Raw genomic sequence first — 24,158 nt, forward strand, 5'->3', positions numbered from 1 at the left:
GCTGGACCGGCAGAAGCTGTCGCACGGCCGGAAAGAGGCCGAAAAGGTCCTTAAATGGCTGAGTGGGGGCGGTCCCCAACGGCCGCCACCACTCATCCCCCCAAAGCGTGCAAAGGCCCCCGGAGCTGCCACGTTCAAGAAAATATCCCCGTTCGTAAACGCCCTGCAACCCCCGCCTTCACACATCCATGATTGTTCCACATTCTAATGAATATGTGAAAGGAAGGAAGGTTACGTTTCGGTAGATGTCCTTCTCACCAGTGCACCCTTCTTGTTCCTCACCCTGGCGGCCCAAATCAGGGCCAGGCCAAGCGCGAAGCAGAGCACGGCCGTGTAGTTAACGATGAATTCGAGAGCGCCCCATTCCGGCGGAACCACGGGGAAGAGCAGGGTCAGCGCGATCGCCACACCGCCCACCGCCAGGAGCCCGGCGGCGACGCGCACCAGCACCGGTAACCTGCTTCCCACAGCGCGGACCATGGCCGGCAACAGGACCAGGGACACGTAGGAAGGGTAGGCGCGGCCGGCAGCGCCGTAGTACTCCACCAGGGCCGCGTTCCAGCTGTCCTTGGCCGCCACCCGCGCCAGCCCGGCAGACGATCCTGACGTGTCCATAAGGAAAAACATGCACACCATAGCCAGCGATATCACCAGCAGGACGGTCATTCCCGTTCTGCCCGTGATGAGCCGGTAGGCGTGGTCCGCGCCGAAGCCGCGGGTCACCCGGATGCCCACAAAGTAGATGGCGCCGAAGATGATGAAGCGCAGGAGCAGATTGGCGAGGTTAATGCCGCCCAGGGCTTTGTCGATGGCAACGTATGGTGCCTCGATACTCAACAGGATGGCGGCGGTCATCAAGGCGAAGATATAGAAGAGCGACCGGTTCTCACCCCGCAGCGCACTCGGCACCCGGGCCGCGGCTATAAGGCCGCAAATGGCCAGCGTTGACCACTGAAGTATTTCAATCATCCCAGGTTCTCCCAGATCTTTTCCGTTTGCGCCTGGTCCTGCTCCTGGCGCCGCAACACCTTGCCCAAAGCCTGCAGCCGGTCACCGGCAAGAACCGCAAGGTCCCCATCGGACAGGCTGTCCAGTGCGGCGCGGCGGGCCCCAGGAGCCCAGCCGGCCTCGTCTTCCGTGACGAGTCCGGTGGCCACCAGGCCGCTGGCCAATCCAACGCCGGCAGCCCGCGCCGTGGCCACCGCCAGCTCCGCAGTCAGCCGGTTGGCGGTCAGCTGGGCTGAATAATTCTGTGGCGCTATGCCTGTGGCGGCGGACACCCGGTGCCGCACCTCGCCGTCGTCAATCGCATCAACCCAGTTCTTCACCGAGGTGGGGTGCGGCGCCGGCGAAAGGGCGGGCGGTTCGGCTCCGGACGTACCATCCGGGTCCATCGCCTGCCGCGCCAACATGGCGTGCAACAGGTCGGCGGTGGAGATCTGGCTTACGAGTTCGCAGCGCGTGGGCCCCGGCTGGCGATCGGCCAGCTGCCGGTAGGCGTCGAATTCCGCCAACGCCGCGACCGGGTTGATGCCATAGGCGCGGCTGATGCTGACCACGGTGGTGACCGATACTTTTCCACGGACCAGCTGTTGGGCCAGGGTGGTCCGCTTGATCCCGGAGATCCTGCAGACGTCAGCAGTGCTGGCCTCCGGCGCAACGCCTTGCAGCCAGCGCTGGAACGCCTTGGCGGGGAGGGTCATAAAGGGCTCTCTGCAGAACGGATGGTGTGTTGATTTTATCCTGCCGGTATGACGCCGGTTTTACCCGCGCTCCGGTATCGACTATGCTTGATGGTCGAGCCCGTTGGTCCGTACACCCCCCAAGTCCGGACCAGCGGGTTCTTTCATGTCCGCCGGTTCCGGCGCCCTCCATCCTGTGAATCAGGGCCGGGATACGGGGAAGACCGGCTGCGGATGCCCCGGTGAAAGGATGGATCTATGACTGCGACCCTTGTTGCCAAGGATGTTTCCGGCGGTCATGACCACCGGCAGCTTTTCTCCCGGCTTTCCCTGACCGTCGCCCCCGGGGACGTGGTGGGCGTCGTGGGTGCCAACGGGGCCGGCAAATCCACCCTGCTGCGCCTCCTGGCCGGCGTGGACCAGCCGCAGGACGGAACCGTCAGCCTCGCCCCGGCAGACGCCTTTGTGGGCTGGCTTCCGCAGGAACACGAGCGGATCCAAGGTGAAACCGTCGCCGCGTACATCGCCCGGCGGACCGGCTGCGCGGAGGCGACAGCTGAAATGGAATCCACCGCCGAGGCGTTGGGCTCCGGCGCGCCCGGTGCCGATGACGCCTATTCCCGGGCTTTCGACCGCTGGATGGCATCCGGCGCCGCAGACCTTGATGAGCGCATCCCCGCTGTCCTGGCCGATCTCGGCCTCGAAACCGGCGCAGATGCCGAGATGACCGGCCTGTCCGGCGGGCAGGCCGCCCGCGTGGCGCTGGCGGCCCTCCTGCTGAGCCGGTTCGACGTTGTGCTCCTGGACGAGCCCACCAATGACCTGGACCTGGCCGGGCTGGCGAAGCTTGAGGACTTTGTCCGTGGCCTGCGCGGCGGCGTTGTCCTGGTCAGCCACGACCGGGAGTTCCTGGCCCGGTGCGTCACCACCGTGGTAGAGCTGGACCTGGCGCAGAATTCGGTGGCAGTTTACGACGGGGGCTACGACGCCTTCCTCGAGGAACGCGCTGTTGCGAGGCGGCATGCGCGTGAAAAATACGAGGAGTTCGCCGCCACCAAGGCGGACCTGGTGTCACGGGCGCGGACGCAGCGCGAATGGAGCTCCCAGGGCGTGCGCAATGCCATGAAGAAGAGCCCGGACAACGACAAGATCCGCCGTGCCGCCAGCACCGAGTCCTCGGAGAAGCAGGCCCAGAAGGTCCGGCAGATGGAATCGCGGATTTCCCGGCTGGACGTGGTGGAAGAGCCGCGGAAGGAATGGCAGCTCCAGTTCTCCATCGGACAGGCACCCCGGTCCAGCTCAGTGGTGGCCACCCTCCGTGACGCCGTGGTGAGCCAGGGCAGTTTCACGCTGGGCCCGGTGAACCTCCAGCTCAACGCGGGGGAGCGGATCGGCATCACGGGCCCCAATGGCGCCGGCAAGTCCACCCTGCTCCGCCTCCTGCTGGGCGACCTCGAACCCAAGTCAGGCAGCGCCGCCATGGGCGCTTCGGTTGCCATCGGCGAGATCGACCAGGCGCGCGGACTCCTGGCCGGCCACCTGGCACTGGCGGATGCGGTGGAGGCCGTCCTGGTGGACCTGACTCCGGCGGAGGTGCGGACCCTGCTGGCCAAGTTCGGCCTGAAGGCGGACCACACCGCCCGGACCATCGATTCCCTGTCCCCGGGCGAACGGACCAGGGCGGCCCTGGCCCTCCTGCAGGCGCGCGGCGTCAACCTTCTGGTCCTGGACGAGCCCACCAACCATCTAGACCTGCCGGCCATCGAGCAGCTTGAAGAGGCGCTGGAAAGCTACGACGGCGCCCTGCTGCTGGTGACGCACGACCGGAGGCTGCTGGAAAACGTGCGGCTGGATGTACGTTGGAATGTGGAGAACGGAACAGTCATGGAGCAGCAGCAATGAGCATGGAAGGGGTGGCCTGGAGCTCCCTGTACAAGCTCACCCGGGCCAAAAGCGGCAAACCTTTCTCCAAGGCCACGCTGAAGCGCGTCCTGGGTTTTGCCCGGCCGCACCGTGGCCGGCTCCTGGCCTTCGTGGCGTTGTCCGTGGTAATGGCCGTCCTGGCGGTGGCAACCCCCGTCCTGGCGGGCCAGGTGGTGAACGCTATCGTCGCCAAGGCTGCAGCGGAGGAAGTGGTCCGCCTCGCGGTGCTGATCGCCGTCGTCGCTGTCGCTGAAGCAGGCCTCGGCCTGGTGAGCCGCTGGCTCTCCTCCACCATCGGTGAAGGCGTGATCGTGGACCTGCGAACCCGCGTCTTCGACCACGTCCAGAAGATGCCTATCGCCTTCTTCACGCGCACGCGCACAGGCGCCCTGGTCAGCAGGCTGAACAACGACGTCATCGGCGCGCAGTCCGCGTTCGCCGGGACCCTCTCCGGTGTGGTCAGCAACCTGGTGGCGCTGATCCTCACGCTCGTGGTGATGCTGGGGACCTCCTGGCAGGTGACCGTCCTTGCCATGGTCCTGCTGCCGGTGTTCCTCATTCCCGCACGGCGGATGGGGTCCCGGCTGGCGGACCTGCGGCGCGAGGCAGCGGAGCACAACGCCGCCATGGGCACACAGATGACCGAGCGGTTCTCCGCACCCGGTGCCACGCTGGTCAAGCTCTTCGGCCGGCCGGACGAGGAATCCCGCGAATTTGCCGCCCGGGCGGGCCGCGTCCGCGACATCGGCGTCCGCACCGCGATGCTGCAGTTCACCTTCGTGACCGCACTGACCCTGGTATCGGCGCTCGCGCTTGCCCTTGTGTACGGGCTGGGCGGCTGGCTGGCCATCACCGGCCAGCTGGCGCCCGGCGACGTTGTGGTGCTGGCCCTGCTGCTCACCCGGCTCTACGCCCCATTGACGGCGCTGTCCAACGCCAGGGTGGAGATCATGAGCGCACTGGTCAGCTTCGAGCGGGTCTTTGAAATCCTGGACCTCAAGCCGCTGATCCAGCAGAAGCCGGACGCTGAGCCGGTTCCGCCGGGCCCGGTCTCGGTGGAGTTCCACGACGTCCGCTTCGCCTACCCTTCGGCGGACAAGGTGTCGCTTGCCTCGCTGGAGGAGGTGTCCACGCTGGACACCCGCGGCGGCGACGAGGTGCTGCATGGCATCAGCTTCCGGGTGGAACCCGGCCAGACCGTGGCGTTGGTGGGGTCTTCCGGGGCCGGCAAATCGACCATCGCGCAACTGCTCGCCCGGCTTTACGACGTCGATGCCGGCGCCGTACGCCTGGGCGGAACCGCTCCGGGTACCGGCCTTGATGTCCGCGATGCCACCTTCGATTCCCTCCGCGACACCCTGGGAATGGTGACGCAGGACGGCCACCTCTTCCACGAGACGATTGCCTCCAACCTCCGGCTTGCCAGGCCCGACGCCACCGAGGATGACATGTGGGAGGCCATCCGCCAGGCCCGGCTCGAAACGATGATCCGGTCACTGCCTGATGGGCTGGAGACGGTGGTGGGCGAACGCGGTTACCGGCTTTCCGGCGGCGAACGCCAGCGGCTGACCATCGCCCGGCTGCTGATCGCCCAGCCCCGTGTAGTGATCCTCGATGAGGCGACGGCCGCGCTGGACTCCACCAACGAAGCCGCCGTGCAGGCTGCCCTGGGTGCCGCGCTCGAGGGACGTACCGCCGTCGTGATTGCCCACCGGTTGTCCACCATCCGTGCAGCGGACGCGATCCTCGTAGTTGAGGACGGCCGGATTGTGGAGCGCGGCACGCATAACGAACTGCTGGCCGCCGAAGGACGCTACGCCGAGCTGTACCGGACCCAGTTCGCCGAAGCCACCGCCGTGGCCCAGGAAGCAGTTCCGGAGTACTAGCGTCCCGGCGGCCGGGAGCGGGCGTCAGGCCAGGCGGGCGAGTTCGGGCAGGATATGGTCCGTCAGCAGCGGCGCCAGGTCCGAGGGCAGCCCGGGTCCGTCGCCAAGGCCTGCCAGGTCCAGCCACCGGATCTCGGCGATCTCGGCAGACGGGTGGGCCTCCCATGTGCCCGGTGCCATAAACACGGTGGCCTCGATGTCCGTGGCGGCTTCATTGGCGGCATCGGCGATCCAGACGCCCATCAGCTGCAGTTCGCTGGGGTCGAGGATGATTCCCACCTCCTCGGCGAGCTCACGGGCAGCGGCCTGGACCGCGCTTTCGCCTGCTTCGGGCTTGCCGCCCGGGTGCATGAACATGGCGGTGCCGCGCTTCCGCACGGTCAGGAGCCGGCCGGCGTTGTCGAAGACGCAGACCGCGGAGACGACGATGCGGTTTTTCATGCTTCCTCATTCCGGAACCGGGCCAGCCGGGACGTCAGCAGGAGATCCTTAGAGGGTCCGGTGACATCCCAGCTGTAGCTGAAGTTGTCCGGGCCCCCGTAGGTGTAGGTGACGCGGTAGGTGTCGGGATCGCACCAGTGCCGGTCCCGGTTTTCCTCCGGGGTGAAGCTCATACTGTGGAAGGGGCGGCCGTCCGGGAAATATACGGCAAGCGTGTCCGGGCGGGCCGTCGTTTTCAGGACATAGGCGCGAGTGGCGGGGCCGGTGAAAGCAGGCCAGCGCATGATGCCTTCCTCACGGAGGTCCAGTCCGCCGTCGTCCGCCGAAACAAAATGAACGACGCCGGAAAAGGTTCCGCGGGTGCCGTCTGCCCGGTCCAGCAGGTCACGGTTGATGGTCCAGCGGCCATTTGGCGGCACGGTCTCCGGAGTGGCCGGCGTCTGGCCGAGGAGGTAGGCACGGAGGTCGAACTCCGGGGGAGGAAAGTCCAAGTGCCCTCGATTGGAATCGAACCAACGACACCGGCTTTAGGAGAGCCGTGCTCTATCCACTGAGCTACGAGGGCGCGCATCCATTGGATCGGCAGAGCCGGCCCGCGCTGGACACGGTTACAAGCATACAAGGTGCGGAGCCGTACTACGCTCAAGGCATGAGTCCAGCGCCGTCCACAGCTGCTTCCGCGACCGTTATCCCGGACACCACCTCCACGCGGCAGTACATCGGGGCTTGGTCGGTGCTCAGCGTGCTGCAGTATTTCGCGGCGGAGGCCGCAGTGATCCTGGCCTGGGCCGGCCCCCGCCCGTACGATCTGCGCACCGGCTACATCAGCGACCTGGGCGCCCTGCGGTGCGGTGTCTTTGACGGCCGCGACGTGTGTTCGCCGCTGAACTGGCTGATGAACGCCTCGTTTGTAGTGCAGGGACTTGGGATGCTGTTGGGTGCGCTGCTACTGGGCTCAGGGCTGCTGTGCGTGGCCGCCCTTGGGGGTGCCCGGGTGCAGCCGGGGCGGCGGAAACCGTGGCTGGCGGCCGTCTGGGTGCGGCTGTTGACCGCAACGGCAGGTGCCGGGACGGTGATCGTGGGACTGGTGCCGGAGGACGCCGGCTCCGGCTGGCACTACACCGGTGCCCTGATGTACTTCATCGCCGGGGCGGCAGCCCTGCTGGTCCTGGGGTTCCTGTGGCTGCGGAAGACCGTTATGTCGTGGTTCATCCTGGCCTGTGGTGCTGTTTCCCTCGCCGCCCTGGTGACCGGCGGGCTGACCCGGATGGAGGTGCCAGAACCCGGAGCGTTGGAACGGCTGATGGGTTACCCGGTCACGGTGGGAGTGGCTGCCGCCGGCCTGGTCATTGCGCAGCGGGTGCACCGGCAGCGGAAGCAGGTACGCGCCGCAGCGTCTCTTGGCCAGGCGCTTTAGGCTTCCCTGGGTTTGGGTTTCCGCGTCCGCAACAGCAATGCGGCGGCGCCTGCGAGGAGGCACAGGACCAGCAGGACCCAGCCGGCAACGGTGAGGGCGGATGCGAGGGCAACCTGGCCTGCGTCGGGGTCTGCAGATGCCAGCATGCCGTCGATGGCCACGTTGGCCCAGAGCCGGACCACCACAAAGAGCAGCGGAAGGGCCCACAGCGCCCAGCGCAGCGCCTTCCTGGCAACGCTTGTTCCGATCAGCAGCAGCCACGTGAACCCGAAGATCAGCGGGAACAGGGTGCCGGCGGTTTTGTGGACATAATTGAGCTGGCCCCGGCCGTCGTCGTCCATGACCGCGTGCAGCCGGCTGATGTAGGCGGGATCGAACCCGCCGATGAGTGAGTCCGGCATGGGCAGCCCGGTGGAGATTTGCCGAAGCTGGTCAAGTGTGAGCAGGTGCAGGTACCAGAACAGGAACAGGCTGGCCACAACACCGGCGATCAGGATCAGGTTGCCGTTGTTCTCCGCCTTCTGGGGTGTGCGGTTCGTGGTGGGGTTCACCACCGGTGGAAGGTGGTGCTGTGGAACAGCCGCCTTGGAGCCGTGCTTTTTGATCCGCTGCGCAGGGGTTTTGGCCATGGCACCATTATCCCGCCCCATAAACTGAAGCCATGACCATTGGCCGGCACAGCGCTGTTGAACTTGACCCCTCCCTGGACGACCACGACCTCGCTGCGGCACTGGTCCGCGAAGCCGGGCAGCTGGCGCTGCTGATGCGGATGGCGGGCCTGCAGTCCGAACAGAAGACCTCGGTGTCCGACGTCGTGACCGCTGCCGACCACGCCGCCGAAGCCTACGTCCTGGAGCAGCTGCGGCGGTGCCGGCCCGACGACGGCATCCTGGGGGAGGAGGGCGCCTCGGTCCCGGGGACGAGCGGCCGGACCTGGGTGATTGACCCAGTGGACGGCACCTACAACTTCCTGCACGGCTCCACCTACTGGTGCTCCGCGATCGCCCTGAAGGACTCCTCCGATGTGGTGCTGGGTGCCATCTTCCAGCCGGAGGAGGACAAGCTCTGGCTCGGCGGCAGGGCCCGGCCGGCCACGTTGAACGGCGAACCCCTCACGGTGTTCCACGAGGACCGGGGAGCGCGCAACAGCACGGCCGTCGCCGAACTGGGTGCCGCCACGTACATCCACCCGAGCTGGCTGATGGACCCCCTGTGCGCCATGCCTTGGCACGCCGCCGCCACCTCCGCCGCCGCGCTGCGCATGCTGGGCTCGGGTTCCTGCGACCTTGGCCGGGTGGCCGACGGGCAGCTGGGCTGCTGGTTCCAGCACAGCTGCCCCGAGTGGGACTGGCTGCCCGGCAAAGCGATCGTCCGCGCCGCTGGCGGCGCCGTGGACACCGTCCGCGTGAACGGACTGGAGTGGTTCATGGCCGGAGGAACGACGGCGGTCCGCGAGTTGCGTGCCGCGCTGGAGTCCGGCTCGGTGGGCTGACGCATCCCCGTCAGCCCGTATGTGGACAAAGGCCCGTAATCCACAGGCTGGAGCTGGCTGTCAGTCCCACCGCCTAGACTTGTAGGCACCATGGATATGTTGTTTGACCCGTACTCTGACGGACCGTTCAAAGCCGCTCCCACCGCCGCAGCCCGCACCAAGTCGCCGTCCGAAGGCGTAGCCGCGGCCCCGGGGACGGGCGGCAGCGTCCGCGCAGACCGGGCGCCGGAAGGGCACCGGGGCCACGGCATGGACCCGGCCAAACTGCTGGAGGGGCTCAACCCCCAGCAGGAGGAAGCCGTCAAGCACACCGGTGGTGCTCTGCTCATCGTGGCCGGTGCGGGTTCGGGCAAAACCCGTGTGCTCAGCAACAGGATCGCCTACCTGATCGCCACGGGACGGGCCCATCACGGAGAAATCCTGGCGATCACATTCACCAACAAGGCCGCCGCCGAAATGCGCGAACGCATTGAAAAGCTCGTGGGCGGACGCGCCAAGATCATGTGGATCTCCACCTTCCACTCATCCTGCGTCCGCATCCTGCGGCAGGAAGCGGCCAACGTCGGACTGAAGTCGAACTTCTCCATCTACGACTCCGCCGATTCGCTGCGCCTGGTCACGCAGGTTTCCAAAGCCCTGGACCTGGACCCCAAGAAGTTCGCACCCAAAGCCATCCAGCACAAGATTTCGGCTCTGAAGAACGAGCTTATCGACGCCGATTCGTACGCCTCCACCGCGAACTACAACGATCCCTTCGAGCACGCGGTAGCCGACGTCTTCAAGGGCTACACCCAGCGGCTGCGCCAGGCGAACGCCATGGACTTCGATGACCTCATCGCCGAAACCGTCTACATGTTCCGTGCGTTCCCTGCGCTCGCCGAGTCCTACCGCCGGCGGTTCCGGCATGTGCTGGTGGATGAATACCAGGACACCAACCACGCCCAGTACGCCTTGGTCCGCGAAATCGTCGGGGAAGGTCCCGGGGCCTCGGAGCTCACGGTGGTGGGTGACTCAGACCAGTCCATCTATGCCTTCCGCGGCGCCGATATCCGCAACATCGTGGAGTTCGAAAAGGACTACCCCGAGGCACGGACCATCAAGCTGGAGCAGAACTACCGCTCCACGCAGAACATCCTGACCGCGGCCAACTCGGTGATCTCGCGGAACCCCAACCGCCCGGAAAAGCGGTTGTGGACCGCCGAGGGTGAAGGCCACAAGATCATCGGCTATGTGGGCGAAAACGAGCACGACGAAGCCCAGTTCATCGCCAAGGAAATCGACCGGCTTCAGGACGAGGACAACCTCCGCCCCGGCGACGTCGCCATCTTCTACCGGACGAACGCGCAGTCCCGTTCCATTGAAGACGTCCTGGTCCGGGTGGGGCTGCCCTACAAGGTGGTGGGCGGCACGCGCTTCTACGAGCGCAAGGAGATCAAGGACGCCCTCGCCTACCTCCGCGTCCTGGTAAACCCGGACGACGACGTCAACCTGCGCCGGGTGCTCAACGAACCAAAGCGCGGCATCGGTGACCGCGCCGAGGGCGCCGTAGCCGCGCTGGCCGAGCGCGAACGAACGTCGTTCATGGCCGCCGCCCGCCGCGCCGAGCAGGCGCCGGGCATGGCCACCCGGTCCGTGAACGCGGTGCTCGGGTTCGTGAAGCTGCTCGATGACTTGGCCGAAGTGGCCGCGGGTTCGGGGGCGGCGGCGGCACTGGAAGCCGTCCTGGAGCAGACCGGCTACCTGGCCGGGCTGCGCGCCAGCACCGATCCGCAGGATGAGTCCCGGGTGGAAAACCTGGCGGAACTCGTCGCCGTCGTCCGTGAGTACGAACAGGAGAACCCGGAGGGGTCACTGGAAGCCTTCCTGGAGCAGGTGTCCCTCGTGGCTGATGCCGACCAGATTCCCGATGCCCCCGGCGCAGATATCGATGCCGCCGTGGCCGAGGCGAAAAGGCTGGGCGTGGTCACCCTGATGACGCTGCACACCGCCAAGGGACTCGAATTCCCGGTGGTGTTCCTGACCGGCATGGAACACGGACTGTTCCCCCACCAGCGTTCAGCCACGGATCCCAAGGAACTGGCGGAAGAACGCCGGCTTGCCTACGTTGGGCTCACCCGCGCCCGCAAGCGCCTCTATGTCACCCGTTCCGAGGTCCGCAGCATGTGGGGGCAGAGCCAGTACAACCCGGCCAGCCAGTTCCTGGAGGAAATTCCCGCTGAGCTCCTCGAATGGAAGCGTGAAGGAACCAGCAGGCAGGCCGGCGGCTGGGGCGGCGGCGGGTCCATCAGTTCGGGCCGCTACAGCGGATCCTTCTGGGGCGCAGGGACCTCACGCGGTGCTGCCGCCGATCCTTCGGCCGGTTTCAACGCCGACGTCCCCGCTGCCATCGCCCGCAACCGGGTTCAGCCGCAGAAGGAAATCGTCGCCGTCAGCGTGGGGGACAAGGTCAACCACACCAGTTTCGGCAATGGAACAGTCCTGGCGCTCGAAGGAGCAGGGGACAAGACCGTGGCGAAGGTGAAGTTCGACGTCGGCGAAAAGCGGCTGCTGCTGCGGTACGCGCCGCTCACCAAACTCGACGCCTGAGGGAGCCGCGGACAACGGTCCTTGTCCGCTCCCGCCGGCTGTCATACAGTTCAGGAACGCGCAGGCAGCCCCGGGCTTGGTGGGGTTCCAGCGGACCAGTACGGCAGATTCGGGGCACTTCCGTGAAAATTCTGTTCGCCAGCCAGGCAATCGACGGCCACTTCAACCCCATGACCGGTGTGGCAATGGAACTCAAGGAACGCGGCCATGATGTCCGCTGGTACACCGGCCGGGTCCTTGCAGGCAAGCTTGGCGAACTCGGGATACCGCTCTTTCCGTTCAAGCGCGCCATCGAGCACCGTGCGGACAACCTCACGGAGCTGTACCCGGAACGGGCCAGGCTGAAAGGGCCGCGGGCCATCGGCTTCGACGGAGAGAAAATCTTCGCCAGCAACATCAGCAGCTTCTTCGAGGACATCCGCGAACTGGACCACGATTTTCCCTTCGATGTCCTGGTGGCGGACAGTTCCATGTTCATCCACCGGCTCGTCGCCCACCTGTTGGGAAAGCGGGTGGTGGGCTTTGTGGTGATTCCGAACATGGAAAGCGATCCCCTGGTGCCCCCGCTCTTTTTCGGCTTCAGCCCGGCACGCAACCCGGGGGAAAAGGCCCTGCAGGCAGTGGCCGGGCTCCTCTCGGACAAGGTCATCCTCCGCGCCGCCAGCCAAAGTTACCGGCGGCAGCACAGGTTCTACGGCCAGGAGATGCCCAAAGGGGGCCGGCTCACCGACGAACCCTACCGGTGTTCGGACGCCGTCATCCAGACCGGCAGCAGGTCTTTGGATTTCCCGCGGCGGAACGACAACCCCAAAGTCCACTACGTGGGGGCGCTCCTGCCTTATCGGCCCCCGGGAACAGCCGTCCCGGAGATCCGGCCGGAAGGTTTCGCCCGAACGGTTGTGGTCACCCAGGGCACGGTGGACAACCTGGACCAGGACAAGCTCATCATCCCCGCCTTGGAAGCCCTGAAGGACACGGACACCCTGGTGATGGTGGCCACCGCTGGCCGCGGAACGGCAGAGCTGCGGGAACGGTATCCGCAGCCGAACATCCGGATCCACGACTACATCGACTTCGAAGCCGTCTTCGACTTCACCGACGTCTTTGTCACCAACGGCGGATTCGGCGGCGTCCAGCTTGCACTGTCCAAGGGAGTCCCGCTGGTGGTGTCCGGGATCAACGAAGGAAAGAACGATGTCAACGCCAGGGTTGAGTATGCCGGCGCAGGCATCAACCTAAAGACGGACCGCCCCTCCGCGGCAGGCATCGGCAAGGCCGTGAACGCCATCCTGGCCCATCCGGAATGGAAGCACCGGGCACAGCAGATGGCCCAGGACTTCGGCTCCCAGAACCCCGCTGAAGCTGCAGCCAAAGTGGTGGAAGGTGTCCTGAGCAACAGCTAGGAAGCGGCAATACAGCATAATGGGGCCATGCGACGGACTGTTCTGGGGATCTTCGCCGCCCTGATCCTGACGGCGGGCACGGCCTGCACCATCACCACCCAGGATCCCGGCTACGTGCCGCCGCCACCGCTGCCGCCCCTCGAACAGCTGGAACAGGCCCCACTGGTGGATCCAAAAGGCTTCTCCAACGCTGACGGCGCCATCTCGTTCATCACTGAAGACCACAGCGTTGCCTGTTCGCTGACGGCGGCCAAGGGGGAACACGTCAACCTGCCTTATGAGCAGAACAACTTCGGTGACACCGCCAACAACAAGCTCGCAACAGTTCCGGTGGCGCACTGTGAACTGGCCACGTACCCGCAGCCCAAAGACGAGGACGCCAAGGACGACTGCGCGGGAACCAACCTCGGCTATCTGGGCGGCGTTGCCCTGCTGACCCCGGACAGCGCCCGGTACGGCGAATGCCGATCCGGCGTCACACAAATGGAAGCAACGTACGGCCCCCAAGGAAGCAAGGCGGGCCCGATGGCCCAGCTGCAGGTACTGGGGGAGGGGCAGAACCTCGAAGGGAACGGGCTGCGCTGCTCGGCCTACAACGGCGGAGTGGCGTGCGGAAACGTCTCTGCCGGCGTCGGATTTTTCGTTTCCCCGGAGCGTTACGAACTGATCTCAAAGCCGCAGGACAGTGCCTCACCGGCGCCGGCAGGGGCCTCAAAAACCCCGTAATTCCGCGGTTTTTCTACGCTCCATAGAATAGTGTCCTTACTCACATAAGCGGTAGTCTGGGACGGGCCGGTCCCATCAAAGGACTAGAGTTCCCAGTGGAGCATTACGCCGCGTGGCTCGTTTCCAACAGGCCGCCGGTGCGTGCAATTCCGCAGCCCGGTCATCGTCTTCGATGGTGTCCGACTGTACAGAAACTACTTCGACGTAGAAGGACACTAAACCGTGGACCTGTTTGAATACCAGGCGCGCGATATGTTCGAGGCGCACGGTGTACCCGTGCTTGCCGGCATCGTGGCGCACACCCCAGAAGAAGCAAAGGCAGCCGCCGAGAAGATCGGCGGCGTAACTGTCGTCAAAGCACAGGTCAAGGTTGGCGGCCGCGGCAAGGCCGGCGGCGTCAAGGTCGCCAAATCCGCGGACGAGGCACTTGAGTACGCCAACAACATCCTGGGCATGGACATCAAGGGCCACACCGTCAAAAAGGTGATGATTGCCCAGGGTGCGGATATCGCCGAGGAATACTACTTCTCCGTCCTGCTGGACCGGGCCAACCGCAACTACCTGGCCATGTGCTCGGTTGAGGGCGGCATGGAAATCGAACAGCTCGCCGTCGAACGCCCCGAGGCCCTGGCCAAGGTTGCCATTGACCCCGCCGTAGGCATCGACCAGGCCAAGGCCGACGAAATCGTCGCAGCCGCGGGCTTCGCTGAGGAACTCCGCGGCAAAGTGGCCGACGTGATCCTCAAGCTCTGGGACGTCTTCAAGAAGGAAGACGCCACCCTCGTGGAGGTCAACCCGCTCGTCAAGACCGGCGCCGGCGAGATCATGGCCCTGGACGGCAAGGTCTCCCTCGACGAGAACGCCGACTTCCGCCACCCCAAGCACGCCCTCCTCGAGGACAAGGACGCAGCTGACCCGCTTGAGGCCAAGGCAAAGGCGCAGGACCTCAACTACGTCAAGCTGGACGGCGAAGTGGGCATCATCGGCAACGGTGCAGGCCTGGTGATGTCCACCCTGGACGTCGTTGCCTACGCCGGCGAGAACCACGGCAACGTCAAGCCCGCCAACTTCCTGGACATCGGCGGCGGCGCCTCGGCCGAGGTCATGGCCGCGGGCCTGGACGTCATCCTGGGCGACGAGCAGGTCAAGTCCGTCTTCGTCAACGTCTTCGGTGGCATCACCGCCTGCGACGCCGTCGCCAAGGGCATCGTCGGCGCATTGGCCGAACTCGGCCATACCGCCAACAAGCCGCTGGTGGTCCGGCTCGACGGCAACAACGTCGAAGAAGGCCGCCGCATCCTGAACGAGGCCAACCACCCGCTGGTTACCCTGGCCGCCACCATGGACGAGGGCGCCGACAAGGCCGCCGAGCTCGCCAACGCAGCGAAGTAAAGGGACGCGACAATGTCTATCTACCTCAACAAAGACTCCAAGGTCATCGTCCAGGGCATCACCGGCGGCGAAGGCACCAAGCACACTGCCCTGATGCTGAAGGCCGGCACCAACATCGTGGGCGGCGTCAACGCCCGCAAGGCCGGCACCACCGTCCTGCACGGCGACAACGAAATCAACGTCTACGGCACCGTCAAGGAAGCCATCGCGGAAACCGGCGCTGACGTTTCCATCGTCTTCGTGCCGCCGGCATTCACCAAGAACGCTGTTGTTGAAGCCATCGAAGCCGGCATCGGCCTCGTTGTGGTCATCACCGAAGGCGTGCCGGTCCAGGACTCCGCAGAGTTCTGGGCACTGGCGCAGTCCAAGCTGGACGCCGACGGCAACCAGGTCACCCGCATCATCGGCCCGAACTGCCCCGGCATCATCACCCCGGGCGAGGCCCTGGTGGGCATCACCCCGGCCAACATCACGGGCAAGGGCCCCATCGGCCTGGTCTCCAAGTCAGGCACCCTGACCTACCAGATGATGTACGAACTGCGCGACCTCGGTTTCTCCACCGCCATCGGCATCGGCGGCGACCCCATCATCGGCACCACCCACATCGACGCCCTGGCCGCGTTCGAGGCTGACCCCGAGACCAAGGCGATCGTCATGATCGGCGAAATCGGCGGCGACGCCGAAGAACGCGCAGCCGACTTCATCAAGGCCAACGTCACCAAGCCGGTTGTTGGCTACGTGGCAGGCTTCACGGCACCCGAAGGCAAGACCATGGGCCACGCCGGCGCCATCGTCTCCGGTTCGGCCGGTACCGCCCAGGCCAAGAAGGAAGCCCTCGAGGCTGCAGGCGTGAAGGTCGGCAAGACGCCGTCCGAGACCGCCAAGCTGCTGCGCGAAGTTTTCGCAGCGCTCTAGGCACCTAACGCGGGGTCACTTACCGCCCGTTCCAGCCACTGGGATGGGCGCGGAGTGACCCCGCGTTGCTGTTTAACGTTCGACGGCGGGTGGTTCCCTTTTTGGAAAGGGGACCACCCGCCGTCGTACTTTTATTTTTCCTAGACCTTGGCGCCGCTCAGCAGCTCGTCCAGCCGTTCGTAGCCTTCGGACATGCCGCCCTCCATACCGGACTGCGCCATGCCGTCCCGCGCCTCCTGGCTGGGGTAGACAGAGTGGCCCTTGATCCGGGTCCGCCCGTTGCCCAGGTCCTCAAAGGTCATGAACTCCAGGCTGACCACATCCGGGTACCCGCCGAATTCGAAGGTCTGGATGGCGAACTCATTTTCGCGGACCGTGTGGAAGATACCCTTGAATTCGTAGGCCACCCCCTCGGGTCCGGTGTGCAGGTAGCTGTAGCTGCCGCCGGTGCGGAAATCGTAGTGGTCGATGTCCATCGTGTAGCCCCGCGGGCCCAGCCACTGGACGATCAGGTCCGGTTCCTTGTGTGCACGGAACACGTCGGCTACCGGAAAATCGAACTCGCGCTCGTAGTCGATGAAGGGGACACCCTCGGGAACGCTGAGTTTCAGGGAATTGCTCATGTTGACTCCTTGGAAATTAGTCGCCGCCGGCGGCAGCGTTTGATCGGAGCACGGCGTCCAGGCTGCGGTACTGCCCTTCGCGGACCAGCCTGTACTGGTCGATCCAGGCGGTAAGCGCCTCAAGCCGCGCGGGATTCAGGTGTACGGGCCGGCGCTGGGCATCCCTGGTCCGGGTGACCAGCTCCGCCTGCTCAAGTACCTGAATGTGCTTCGAGACCCCCTGCTTGGAAATCTCGAACGGTTCCGCCAATTCATTCACAGTGGCCGGGCCCCGGCTGAGCCGGGCGATGATGCTCCGCCGCACGGGGTCGGCCAGGGCCATAAAAGCCGAGTCCAATGCCGCGCTTTCGGAGCTCATCAGGGGCCCTTTCAGTAATCAACCTTTTTGTTTATCAACCCATCGGTTGTTTAACGATACGACTGCCGCCGGGCGGATTCAAGCCTTTTCCCCTTGTCGTCTATTCCTGCAGTTTGTTAGTATGTCAGTACAAACTTACGCTTAGGAGAACAGCATGCCGCTTGTGCGCATTGATGTCAATGAAGGGCGCAGCCGGGACGAGCTGCAGTTGCTCAGCCGGGGAATCCACGACGCCATCCTGGCCGAGTACGCCATTCCCGAACGGGACTACTTCCATATCCTCACCGAACACCCGGCGGGGCAGATTTTCGCCCAGGATGCAGGCCTTGGCTTTGAGCGGACCCGCGGAGTGGTGATGATCCAGATTTTTACCCAAGGTGGCCGTTCCCAGGAGGCCAAGCAGCGGCTGTTCGCGGCGGTGGCCGGGAAGTTGTCCGAGGTGGGCGTCGCCGGAGAGGACGTATTTATTGGCTATGCGGAAAACACGGCCGGCGATTGGTCCTTCGGTTTTGGCCGGGCGCAGTATGTCACCGGCGAGCTGGCTGTGCCGAAGAAGTAGCCCCCGTGGGGCGTGGATTAGCGCGCGATAACAATAGTTGTAAGTATGTCAGTACAAACCTTTGACAGGACATTCGATCTAGGGCAAAGTAGTCCCAGTGGCGTACGCCACGGTTGCGAGTCCAGGCTCCGTCCACTAGAGGTTTTGAGTTCCACACCAGAAAGGTCCACGATTACCGTGACCCACGAGCTTCTCACCATCGGGCGCATCAGCGTTGATATCTACCCGAACGACATCGGGGTGGACCTGGAGGATGTCACGTCCTTTGGCAAGTACCTTGGTGGTTCCCCGTCCAACGTCGCTGTTGCCGCCGCCCGCCACGGCCGCCGGACGGGAGTTATCACCCGCACCGGGGACGACGCCTTTGGCAAGTACCTGCACCGCGAACTGCACAAGTTCAACGTTGATGACTCCTTTGTCACTCCGGTGCAGGAATGGCCCACAGCGGTGACGTTCTGCGCGATCAAGCCGGCGACGGACGAGTTCCCCCTGTATTTCTACGGCCGGTTCCCCACTGCGCCGGACCTCCAGATCAAGGCCGGGGAACTGGACCTGGAGGCCATCCGGGACGCGCGGATCTTCTGGTCCACCGTGACCGGCCTGTGCCAGGAGCCCAGCCGCAGCGCACACATCGCAGCGCACGAGGCGCGTCCCCGGACCGGCCTGGCCGAGGGGCAGTTCACCATCCTGGACCTGGATTACAGGCCCATGTTCTGGGCTTCGGAAGCGGAAGCGCGTGCGGAGGTGGCCAAGGTCCTCCCGTACGTCACCGTTGCCATTGGCAATGACAAGGAATGCGCGGTCGCCGTGGGGGAGGGGACTCCGGATGAGCAGGCAGACCGCTTGCTGGCTGCCGGTGTGGAGATCGCCGTGGTCAAGCTCGGTCCCGAGGGTGTGATGGCGAAGACCCGCACGCAGCGTGTCGTCTCCGCACCCGTCCCGGTGGAAACCCTGAACGGCCTGGGCGCCGGTGACTCGTTCGGCGGGGCGTTCGTGCATGGGCTGCTGTCCGGCTGGCCGTTGTCCGAGGTCCTGGATTTCGCGAATGCCGCGGGTGCGATCGTCGCCTCGCGCCTGTCCTGCGCTGATGCGATGCCGACGCCGGGCGAGGTCACCTCGCTGCTGGCCGAACGCGGCCGTCCGGTTCCCGGGGCCGGTGTTTCCGGTACCGCGCCGCAGCTTGCCACCGAAGGAGCAGCACTGTGACTCTCACCCCCGTCACCACAGACCATGCCGTGGATGATGATCCGCGCCGTTATGAGCACCTGAGCGTTATCCGGCTCGAAGATCCGGAAGCGGTGTCCCGCGCGGCCAAGGCCCGCCGCCGCCATCCGGGTGTGAAGGCCGGCCGGCAGAACTTCATCGTTGCCGCGGATCATCCGGCCCGTGGTGCGCTGGCTGTCGGTTCCGATCCGGTGGCGATGGCGGACCGCCGGCTGCTGCTGGACCGGCTGCAGATCGCGCTGGCCAACCCTGACGTGGACGGTGTCCTGGCATCTCCTGACATCATGGATGACCTTCTCCTGCTCGGTGCGTTGGAAGGCAAGCTGGTGTTCGGTTCGATGAACCGAGGGGGCCTCGCCGGTTTGGTCAACGAGATCGATGACCGCTTCACAGGCCACACGGCCGCAGCACTGGAAGCCCTGGGTGCCGATGGCGGGAAGATGCTGACCCGGATCTGCCTGGGCGACCCGGACACGGTTGCCACCCTCGAAGCGACCGCGAAGGCCATTGATTCCCTGGCTGAGCGGAAGCTGATCGCCATGGTGGAGCCGTTCCTCTCGGTCCGGGAAAACGGGAGGGTCCACAACGATCTGTCCACCAACGCCGTGATTAAGTCCATTGCCATCGCCGAAGGCCTGGGTTCCACCAGTGCCTACACCTGGATGAAGCTTCCCGTGGTGGCGGAGATGGAACGCGTCATGGCCGCGACCACGATGCCCACCGTTCTTCTGGGCGGCGATCCCACAGGCACGCAGGACGAGGTCTTTGCCAGCTGGCAGGCCGCCCTGGCCCTGCCGGGGGTCCAGGGACTCACGGTGGGCCGGACGCTTTTGTACCCCGCTGACGGGGATGTGGCAGGCGCCGTCGCCACCGCCGCTTCCCTCCTTCACCACACCGCAGAAGTATCGGAGTAGCTCCCCATGGGAACCACAACAGGAACACGCAGGATGACGGTGGCGCAGGCCGTCGTTGAATACCTCTCCCGGCAGTACACGGTGGACTCGGTCAACGGTGTTGAGTACCGTGAACGGCTCATCCCGGGCACGTTCGGGATTTTCGGGCACGGCAACGTGGCCGGTGTGGGCCAGGCTTTGAAGCAGTACCAGCAGCTGGACCCCGCCCTGATGCCGTACTACCAGGGCCGCAATGAGCAGGCCCAGGTCCACCAGGCCGTGGGATACGCCCGGCACACCCGGCGCCGCCAGACGTTCGCGGTCAGCACCTCGATCGGGCCTGGTTCCTCGAACCTGTTGACCGGTGCCGCGTTGGCCACCACCAACCGGCTGCCGGTGCTGCTGCTGCCGAGCGATACGTTCGCTACCCGGGCCGCGGACCCGGTGCTGCAGCAGTTGGAGCAGCCGTACGCGTATGACCTGACGGTCAATGACGCGTTCCGGCCGCTGTCAAAGTTCTTTGACCGGGTGAACCGGCCGGAGCAGCTGTTCTCCGCGTTCCACCACGGACTCCGGGTCCTGACCGACCCGGCGGAGACCGGCGCGGTGACCATTTCGCTGCCGCAGGATGTCCAGGCCGAGGCGTTCGACGTCCCGGCGGAGTTCCTGGCCGAGCGGGAGTGGCGGATCCGCCGCCCGGACGCGGATGACGAGGACATTGCCCGCGCCGCTGCGGCCATCCGTGCGGCGAAGCGGCCGCTGATCATTGCCGGCGGCGGTGTCCTGTACGCCTATGCCAACGATGAGCTGGCGACGTTTGTGGAGCTGACCGGCATCCCGGTGGGCAACACACAGGCCGGCGTCGGTGTCCTGCCCTGGGACCACCAGTTCAGCCTTGGTGCGATTGGGTCCACAGGTACGACGGCGGCGAACGCCATCGCTGCCCGGGCGGACCTGATCATTGGCATCGGCACCCGGTACGAGGACTTCACCACCGCCTCCCGCACCGCGTTCCAGAACCCGGACGTGCGGTTCATCAACATCAACATCGCCCCGATCGATGCGTACAAGCACGGCACCACGCTGCCGATCGTGGCCGACGCCCGCAAGGCCCTGGTGAAGCTCAACGCAGCCCTTGGCGGCTACCGCGTTGGCGCGGACCTGGAGCAGAAGATCGCCGCTGAGAAGAAGCGCTGGGACGCCACCGTGGATGAGGCCTTCGGCACCCGGTACACGCCGTTGCCGGCACAGAACGAGATCATCGGCGCCACCAACCGGGCCATGGACGCCCGTGACGTTGTCATCTGCGCGGCCGGTTCCCTGCCGGGCGACCTGCACAAGATGTGGCGGGTCCGGGACCCGTTCGGCTACCACGTCGAATACGCCTACTCCTGCATGGGCTACGAAATCCCCGGCGGCCTGGGCGTCAAACGCGCGGCCCTGGCCGAGGCAGCAAGCACGACGGCGGCCGGCGCCATTGGTGGGGATGGCGCGGAGGTGCGGGACGTCGTCGTGATGGTGGGGGACGGCTCCTACCTGATGATGCACACCGAACTGGTCACCGCCGTCGCCGAACGCATCAAGCTGATCGTGGTTCTGATCCAGAACCACGGCTACGCCTCCATCGGCTCCCTCTCCGAGTCCCTCGGCTCGCAGCGGTTCGGCACCCAGTACCGGACCCTGAACGAAGAGGCGCACAGCTTCGACGAGGGCGAGACCCTGCCCGTTGACCTGGCACTGAACGCCCAGTCCCTGGGCGTGAAGGTGGTCCGGATCGAACCGGGGGAGAAAGTCATCGCCGAACTCGAACAGGCCATCCGCGACGCGAAGGCAGCGCCTGAGGGCACCGGCCCGATCCTGATCCACGTCGAATCAGACCCGCTGCTAGACGCCCCGTCCTCCGAGTCCTGGTGGGATGTCCCCGTCTCCCAGGTCGCCGAACTGGACTCCACCAAGCAGGCCTTCCAGACCTACACCGGCCACAAGAACCGCCAGCGCAAACTGCTCGGCTGATTTCCTCCTGACCTCTCTTTTTACTACTCAAGGAAGAGTCCCCATGACTGCCACCACCCAGACCACTACCGTCATCAACCACTTCATCAACGGCGCCGAAACTGCCGGTGAAGGGGACCGCACCACCCCCGTTTACAACCCGGCCACCGGCGCCGTGTCCGCGCAGCTGCGGCTTGCGAACCGGGCCGACCTGGACTCCACCGTCGCCGCCGCCCGGGCCGCCGCCGACACCTGGGGCGACATTTCCCTGGCCAAGCGCACCGCGGTGCTGTTCAAGTTCCGCGAGCTCGTCGCCGCCCACATCGACGACCTCGCGGCTCTGATCACGGCCGAGCACGGCAAGGTCCTCTCCGACGCCAAGGGCGAGATCGGCCGCGGCCTCGAAGTCATCGAATACGCCTGCGGCATCCCCACCCTGCTCAAGGGCGACTACTCGGACCAGGTCTCCACCGGCATCGACGTCTTCTCCTTCCGCGAACCCCTCGGCGTGGTGGCCGGGATCACCCCGTTCAACTTCCCCGTCATGGTGCCCCTGTGGATGGCTCCGATGGCGATCGCCACCGGCAACGCCTTCATCCTCAAGCCCTCCGAACGCGACCCCTCCGCCTCCCTGCTGCTGGCCAAGCTCTGGAAGGACGCCGGTCTGCCCGACGGTGTGTTCCAGGTCCTGCATGGCGACAAGGAAACCGTTGACGGGCTGCTGACCCACCCGGACGTGGACGGCATCTCCTTTGTCGGCTCCACCCCGATCGCCCAGTACGTCCACGAGACCGCCACCAAGCATGGCAAGCGGGTCCAGGCCCTGGGCGGGGCGAAGAACCACGCCATCATCCTGCCCGACGCCGACCTGGACAACGCCGCAGACCACCTCGCGGCCGCCGCGTTCGGCTCCGCCGGGGAGCGCTGCATGGCCATCTCCGTCGCCGTCGCCGTCGGCGACGCCGCAGACCTGATCGTCAAGAAGGTCGAAGAGCGCGCCCTGGCCGTGAAGGTCAACAACGGCACAGAACCCGACGCCGAAATGGGCCCGGTCATCACCCCGGCCTCCAAGGAACGCATCCTCCGGATCGTCACCGAAGCCGAAACCGCGGGCGCCGCCATGGTGGTGGACGGCCGTGACCTCGTGGTCCCCGGCCACGAGAACGGCTTCTGGGTGGGACCCACCGTCATCGACCATGTCAAAACCGGGATGAGCGCCTACACCGAGGAAATCTTCGGACCCGTCCTCGTCGTCGTCCGCGTCGACACCCTCGAAGACGGCATCAAGCTCATCAACTCCAACCCCTACGGCAACGGCACCGCCATCTTCACCTCCTCCGGCGCCGCAGCCCGCAAGTTCCAGCGCTCCGTCACCGTCGGGATGATCGGCATCAACGTGCCCCTCCCGGTCCCGGTGGCCTACCACTCCTTCGGCGGCTGGAAAGCCTCGCTCTTCGGCGACAAGCACATCTACGGCCCCGAAGGCGTGAGCTTCTACACCCGCGGAAAAGTCATCACCTCCCGCTGGCCCGAAACCCACCACGCCTCCGGAGCCTCCTACAACTTCCCCTCCAACTGATCCCCACCGCCACCCTCGCCTCGCAAGTCCAAATCGGCTCCCAGCCTTCGCAAGCTCCGGCAGGGGCCCTCGCCGATTTGGCTCCACAGCCAGGGAACCCTGGCGGCGTGGCCCCTATCAAAGAGACAGACAATGACTGAGAACAAACTGATCATCGGCACCGCGCCGGACTCCTGGGGTGTCTGGTTCGCGGACGATCCCCAGCAGACCCCCTGGGAGCGGTTCCTCGATGAAGTGGCCGAGTCCGGCTACAAGTGGATCGAACTCGGCCCCTACGGTTACCTGCCCAACGACCCCACGCGGCTGGCCGAAGAACTGAAGCAGCGAGACCTCAAGGTCACCGCCGGCACGGTATTCACCGCGTTCCACCGCGGACTGGACCAGTGGGAAACCGCCTGGGAGCCCGCCCGCAAGGTCGCCGAACTGACGGCAGCGATGGGTGGCGAGCACATCGTGGTCATCCCGGCCATGTGGCGTGACGATGTGACGGGCGAAGCAGTGGAGAGCGGCACGCTGACCGGGAAGGCGTGGGATGACCTGTTCTCCGGGCACAACAGGCTGGGCAAGACCCTGCTGGAGGACTTCGGCCTGAAGCAGCAGTTCCACTCCCACGCCGACTCCCACGTGGGCGCGCAGGAAGACATCGAGACCCTGCTGGCAGCCACGGACCCGCAGTACCTGAACCTGTGCCTGGACACCGGCCACGCCGAATACTGCGGTGCCTCCAGCCTGGAGCTTATCAAGAACTACCCGGACCGGATCGGCTACCTGCACCTGAAGCAGATCAACCCGGAGATCCTGAGACAAGTCAACGAGGAAAACATGACGTGGGCCGCCGCCAACCTGGCCGGCGTGATGACTGAACCGCCGAACGGCCTGCCGGACCTCCGCGCCGTCATCGAAGCCGTGGAAGCCCTGAACCGGCCCATCTTCGGCATCGTGGAGCAGGACATGTACCCGGTCGCGTTCGATGTGCCCATGCCCATCGCCAAGCGAACCCGCAACTACCTGCTCTCCTGCGGTTCCCGTACCGCCGTCAGCTAAACCCGCCTAAGACACCAAAGGAC

22 protein-coding genes and 1 tRNA gene are annotated in these 24,158 nt (G+C 65.5%); 15 read left to right on the plus strand and 8 right to left on the minus strand.

Going from position 1 to position 24,158, the window contains the following annotated elements:
• Positions 1–231 precede the first annotated feature (231 nt).
• On the minus strand, positions 232–969 hold the full coding sequence (locus BACI348_RS04985) for a hypothetical protein (RefSeq protein WP_159824217.1): 738 nt from the start codon (positions 967–969) through the stop codon (positions 232–234).
• The gene (locus BACI348_RS04990; protein ID WP_159824218.1) at positions 966–1,703 is read right to left on the minus strand and encodes a hypothetical protein; all 738 of its coding nucleotides are present in this window, start codon (positions 1,701–1,703) and stop codon (positions 966–968) included. The genes BACI348_RS04985 and BACI348_RS04990 overlap by 4 nt, the downstream gene beginning before the upstream one ends.
• A gap of 237 nt (positions 1,704–1,940) precedes the next feature.
• On the opposite strand from BACI348_RS04990, the gene BACI348_RS04995 reads away from it, so the two are divergent.
• Together BACI348_RS04995 and BACI348_RS05000 are read left to right on the plus strand one after the other, a co-directional pair.
• Positions 1,941–3,584 (plus strand): ABC-F family ATP-binding cassette domain-containing protein, encoded by a 1,644-nt coding sequence (locus tag BACI348_RS04995; RefSeq protein WP_159824219.1) that lies wholly within the window; start codon positions 1,941–1,943, stop codon positions 3,582–3,584.
• Positions 3,581–5,491, plus strand: a complete 1,911-nt coding sequence (locus BACI348_RS05000) for an ABC transporter ATP-binding protein (protein WP_159824220.1) — start codon at positions 3,581–3,583, stop codon at positions 5,489–5,491. Before BACI348_RS04995 ends, BACI348_RS05000 begins: the two co-directional genes overlap by 4 nt.
• A 24-nt stretch (positions 5,492–5,515) precedes the next feature.
• On the opposite strand, the gene BACI348_RS05005 is transcribed toward BACI348_RS05000, so the two are convergent.
• From BACI348_RS05005 to BACI348_RS05015, 3 genes are all read right to left on the minus strand, one after another.
• Positions 5,516–5,932, minus strand: a complete 417-nt coding sequence (locus BACI348_RS05005) for an NUDIX hydrolase (protein WP_159824221.1) — start codon at positions 5,930–5,932, stop codon at positions 5,516–5,518.
• Complete coding sequence (locus BACI348_RS05010; RefSeq protein ID WP_201298377.1) at positions 5,929–6,423, minus strand: DUF6314 family protein; 495 nt, start codon at positions 6,421–6,423, stop codon at positions 5,929–5,931. The genes BACI348_RS05005 and BACI348_RS05010 overlap by 4 nt, the downstream gene beginning before the upstream one ends.
• Position 6,424: 1 nt before the next feature.
• A tRNA-Arg gene (locus BACI348_RS05015) sits at positions 6,425–6,497 on the minus strand.
• Positions 6,498–6,581: 84 nt separating this feature from the next.
• Here BACI348_RS05015 and BACI348_RS05020 point away from each other — a divergent pair.
• The gene (locus BACI348_RS05020; RefSeq protein WP_159824222.1) at positions 6,582–7,349 is read left to right on the plus strand and encodes a DUF998 domain-containing protein; all 768 of its coding nucleotides are present in this window, start codon (positions 6,582–6,584) and stop codon (positions 7,347–7,349) included.
• On the opposite strand, the gene BACI348_RS05025 is transcribed toward BACI348_RS05020, so the two are convergent.
• On the minus strand, positions 7,346–7,978 hold the full coding sequence (locus tag BACI348_RS05025) for a hypothetical protein (RefSeq protein WP_159824223.1): 633 nt from the start codon (positions 7,976–7,978) through the stop codon (positions 7,346–7,348). The genes BACI348_RS05020 and BACI348_RS05025 overlap by 4 nt on opposite strands.
• 32 nt (positions 7,979–8,010) lie before the next feature.
• Between BACI348_RS05025 and BACI348_RS05030 the strand changes: the two genes are divergently transcribed.
• From BACI348_RS05030 to sucD, 6 genes are all read left to right on the plus strand, one after another.
• Positions 8,011–8,841 (plus strand): inositol monophosphatase family protein, encoded by an 831-nt coding sequence (locus BACI348_RS05030; RefSeq protein WP_159824224.1) that lies wholly within the window; start codon positions 8,011–8,013, stop codon positions 8,839–8,841.
• Positions 8,842–8,931: 90 nt separating this feature from the next.
• Positions 8,932–11,427, plus strand: a complete 2,496-nt coding sequence (gene pcrA, locus BACI348_RS05035; protein WP_159824225.1) for a DNA helicase PcrA — start codon at positions 8,932–8,934, stop codon at positions 11,425–11,427.
• 122 nt (positions 11,428–11,549) lie between these two features.
• A complete protein-coding gene (locus tag BACI348_RS05040) occupies positions 11,550–12,830 on the plus strand; it encodes a glycosyltransferase (protein WP_159824226.1) in 1,281 nt (426 codons plus the stop codon).
• Between the two features lie 27 nt (positions 12,831–12,857).
• On the plus strand, positions 12,858–13,556 hold the full coding sequence (locus BACI348_RS05045) for a hypothetical protein (protein ID WP_159824227.1): 699 nt from the start codon (positions 12,858–12,860) through the stop codon (positions 13,554–13,556).
• A gap of 222 nt (positions 13,557–13,778) precedes the next feature.
• Positions 13,779–14,948 (plus strand): ADP-forming succinate--CoA ligase subunit beta, encoded by a 1,170-nt coding sequence (sucC, locus tag BACI348_RS05050; protein WP_159824228.1) that lies wholly within the window; start codon positions 13,779–13,781, stop codon positions 14,946–14,948.
• Between the two features lie 12 nt (positions 14,949–14,960).
• On the plus strand, positions 14,961–15,863 hold the full coding sequence (gene sucD, locus BACI348_RS05055) for a succinate--CoA ligase subunit alpha (protein WP_159824229.1): 903 nt from the start codon (positions 14,961–14,963) through the stop codon (positions 15,861–15,863).
• Between the two features lie 140 nt (positions 15,864–16,003).
• Here the strand turns inward: sucD and BACI348_RS05060 are convergent, their stop codons facing one another.
• Complete coding sequence (locus BACI348_RS05060) at positions 16,004–16,486, minus strand: SRPBCC family protein (protein WP_159824230.1); 483 nt, start codon at positions 16,484–16,486, stop codon at positions 16,004–16,006.
• 16 nt (positions 16,487–16,502) lie between these two features.
• Positions 16,503–16,844: an ArsR/SmtB family transcription factor gene (locus tag BACI348_RS05065; protein ID WP_159824231.1), complete on the minus strand. Its 342-nt coding sequence runs from the start codon at positions 16,842–16,844 to the stop codon at positions 16,503–16,505.
• A 154-nt stretch (positions 16,845–16,998) separates the two neighbouring features.
• Between BACI348_RS05065 and BACI348_RS05070 the strand changes: the two genes are divergently transcribed.
• The 6 genes from BACI348_RS05070 to BACI348_RS05095 all read left to right on the plus strand — a co-directional run bounded on the left by BACI348_RS05070 (position 16,999) and on the right by BACI348_RS05095 (position 24,135).
• A complete protein-coding gene (locus BACI348_RS05070; protein ID WP_159824232.1) occupies positions 16,999–17,403 on the plus strand; it encodes a tautomerase family protein in 405 nt (134 codons plus the stop codon).
• Between the two features lie 177 nt (positions 17,404–17,580).
• Positions 17,581–18,609 (plus strand): 5-dehydro-2-deoxygluconokinase, encoded by a 1,029-nt coding sequence (iolC, locus tag BACI348_RS05075; protein WP_159824233.1) that lies wholly within the window; start codon positions 17,581–17,583, stop codon positions 18,607–18,609.
• Positions 18,606–19,541: a Cgl0159 family (beta/alpha)8-fold protein gene (locus tag BACI348_RS05080; RefSeq protein WP_159824234.1), complete on the plus strand. Its 936-nt coding sequence runs from the start codon at positions 18,606–18,608 to the stop codon at positions 19,539–19,541. The genes iolC and BACI348_RS05080 overlap by 4 nt, the downstream gene beginning before the upstream one ends.
• A gap of 33 nt (positions 19,542–19,574) precedes the next feature.
• Positions 19,575–21,533: a 3D-(3,5/4)-trihydroxycyclohexane-1,2-dione acylhydrolase (decyclizing) gene (gene iolD, locus BACI348_RS05085; RefSeq protein WP_159829797.1), complete on the plus strand. Its 1,959-nt coding sequence runs from the start codon at positions 19,575–19,577 to the stop codon at positions 21,531–21,533.
• 43 nt (positions 21,534–21,576) lie between these two features.
• Positions 21,577–23,091, plus strand: a complete 1,515-nt coding sequence (locus BACI348_RS05090) for a CoA-acylating methylmalonate-semialdehyde dehydrogenase (protein WP_159824235.1) — start codon at positions 21,577–21,579, stop codon at positions 23,089–23,091.
• 132 nt (positions 23,092–23,223) lie between these two features.
• A complete protein-coding gene (locus tag BACI348_RS05095; protein WP_159824236.1) occupies positions 23,224–24,135 on the plus strand; it encodes a sugar phosphate isomerase/epimerase family protein in 912 nt (303 codons plus the stop codon).
• Positions 24,136–24,158 lie beyond the last annotated feature (23 nt).

Origin of the sequence: Arthrobacter sp. 9AX (assembly GCF_902506095.1) — a bacterium.
In the GTDB taxonomy this organism is placed as follows: domain Bacteria; phylum Actinomycetota; class Actinomycetes; order Actinomycetales; family Micrococcaceae; genus Arthrobacter.

What these genes read in the sequence shown, in the direction of transcription:
- BACI348_RS05095 (WP_159824236.1), top strand. Translation starts at nt 23,224, where the DNA reads ATGACTGAGAACAAACTGATCATCGGCACCGCGCCGGACTCCTGGGGT.
- BACI348_RS05020 (WP_159824222.1), top strand. Translation starts at nt 6,582, where the DNA reads ATGAGTCCAGCGCCGTCCACAGCTGCTTCCGCGACCGTTATCCCGGAC.
- BACI348_RS04995 (WP_159824219.1), top strand. Translation starts at nt 1,941, where the DNA reads ATGACTGCGACCCTTGTTGCCAAGGATGTTTCCGGCGGTCATGACCAC.
- BACI348_RS05030 (WP_159824224.1), top strand. Translation starts at nt 8,011, where the DNA reads ATGACCATTGGCCGGCACAGCGCTGTTGAACTTGACCCCTCCCTGGAC.
- BACI348_RS04990 (WP_159824218.1), bottom strand. Translation starts at nt 1,703, where the DNA reads ATGACCCTCCCCGCCAAGGCGTTCCAGCGCTGGCTGCAAGGCGTTGCG.
- BACI348_RS05090 (WP_159824235.1), top strand. Translation starts at nt 21,577, where the DNA reads ATGACTGCCACCACCCAGACCACTACCGTCATCAACCACTTCATCAAC.
- iolD (WP_159829797.1), top strand. Translation starts at nt 19,575, where the DNA reads ATGACGGTGGCGCAGGCCGTCGTTGAATACCTCTCCCGGCAGTACACG.
- BACI348_RS05065 (WP_159824231.1), bottom strand. Translation starts at nt 16,844, where the DNA reads ATGAGCTCCGAAAGCGCGGCATTGGACTCGGCTTTTATGGCCCTGGCC.
- BACI348_RS05045 (WP_159824227.1), top strand. Translation starts at nt 12,858, where the DNA reads ATGCGACGGACTGTTCTGGGGATCTTCGCCGCCCTGATCCTGACGGCG.
- BACI348_RS05000 (WP_159824220.1), top strand. Translation starts at nt 3,581, where the DNA reads ATGAGCATGGAAGGGGTGGCCTGGAGCTCCCTGTACAAGCTCACCCGG.
- BACI348_RS04985 (WP_159824217.1), bottom strand. Translation starts at nt 969, where the DNA reads ATGATTGAAATACTTCAGTGGTCAACGCTGGCCATTTGCGGCCTTATA.
- BACI348_RS05060 (WP_159824230.1), bottom strand. Translation starts at nt 16,486, where the DNA reads ATGAGCAATTCCCTGAAACTCAGCGTTCCCGAGGGTGTCCCCTTCATC.
- BACI348_RS05070 (WP_159824232.1), top strand. Translation starts at nt 16,999, where the DNA reads ATGCCGCTTGTGCGCATTGATGTCAATGAAGGGCGCAGCCGGGACGAG.
- sucD (WP_159824229.1), top strand. Translation starts at nt 14,961, where the DNA reads ATGTCTATCTACCTCAACAAAGACTCCAAGGTCATCGTCCAGGGCATC.
- pcrA (WP_159824225.1), top strand. Translation starts at nt 8,932, where the DNA reads ATGGATATGTTGTTTGACCCGTACTCTGACGGACCGTTCAAAGCCGCT.
- BACI348_RS05005 (WP_159824221.1), bottom strand. Translation starts at nt 5,932, where the DNA reads ATGAAAAACCGCATCGTCGTCTCCGCGGTCTGCGTCTTCGACAACGCC.
- BACI348_RS05025 (WP_159824223.1), bottom strand. Translation starts at nt 7,978, where the DNA reads ATGGCCAAAACCCCTGCGCAGCGGATCAAAAAGCACGGCTCCAAGGCG.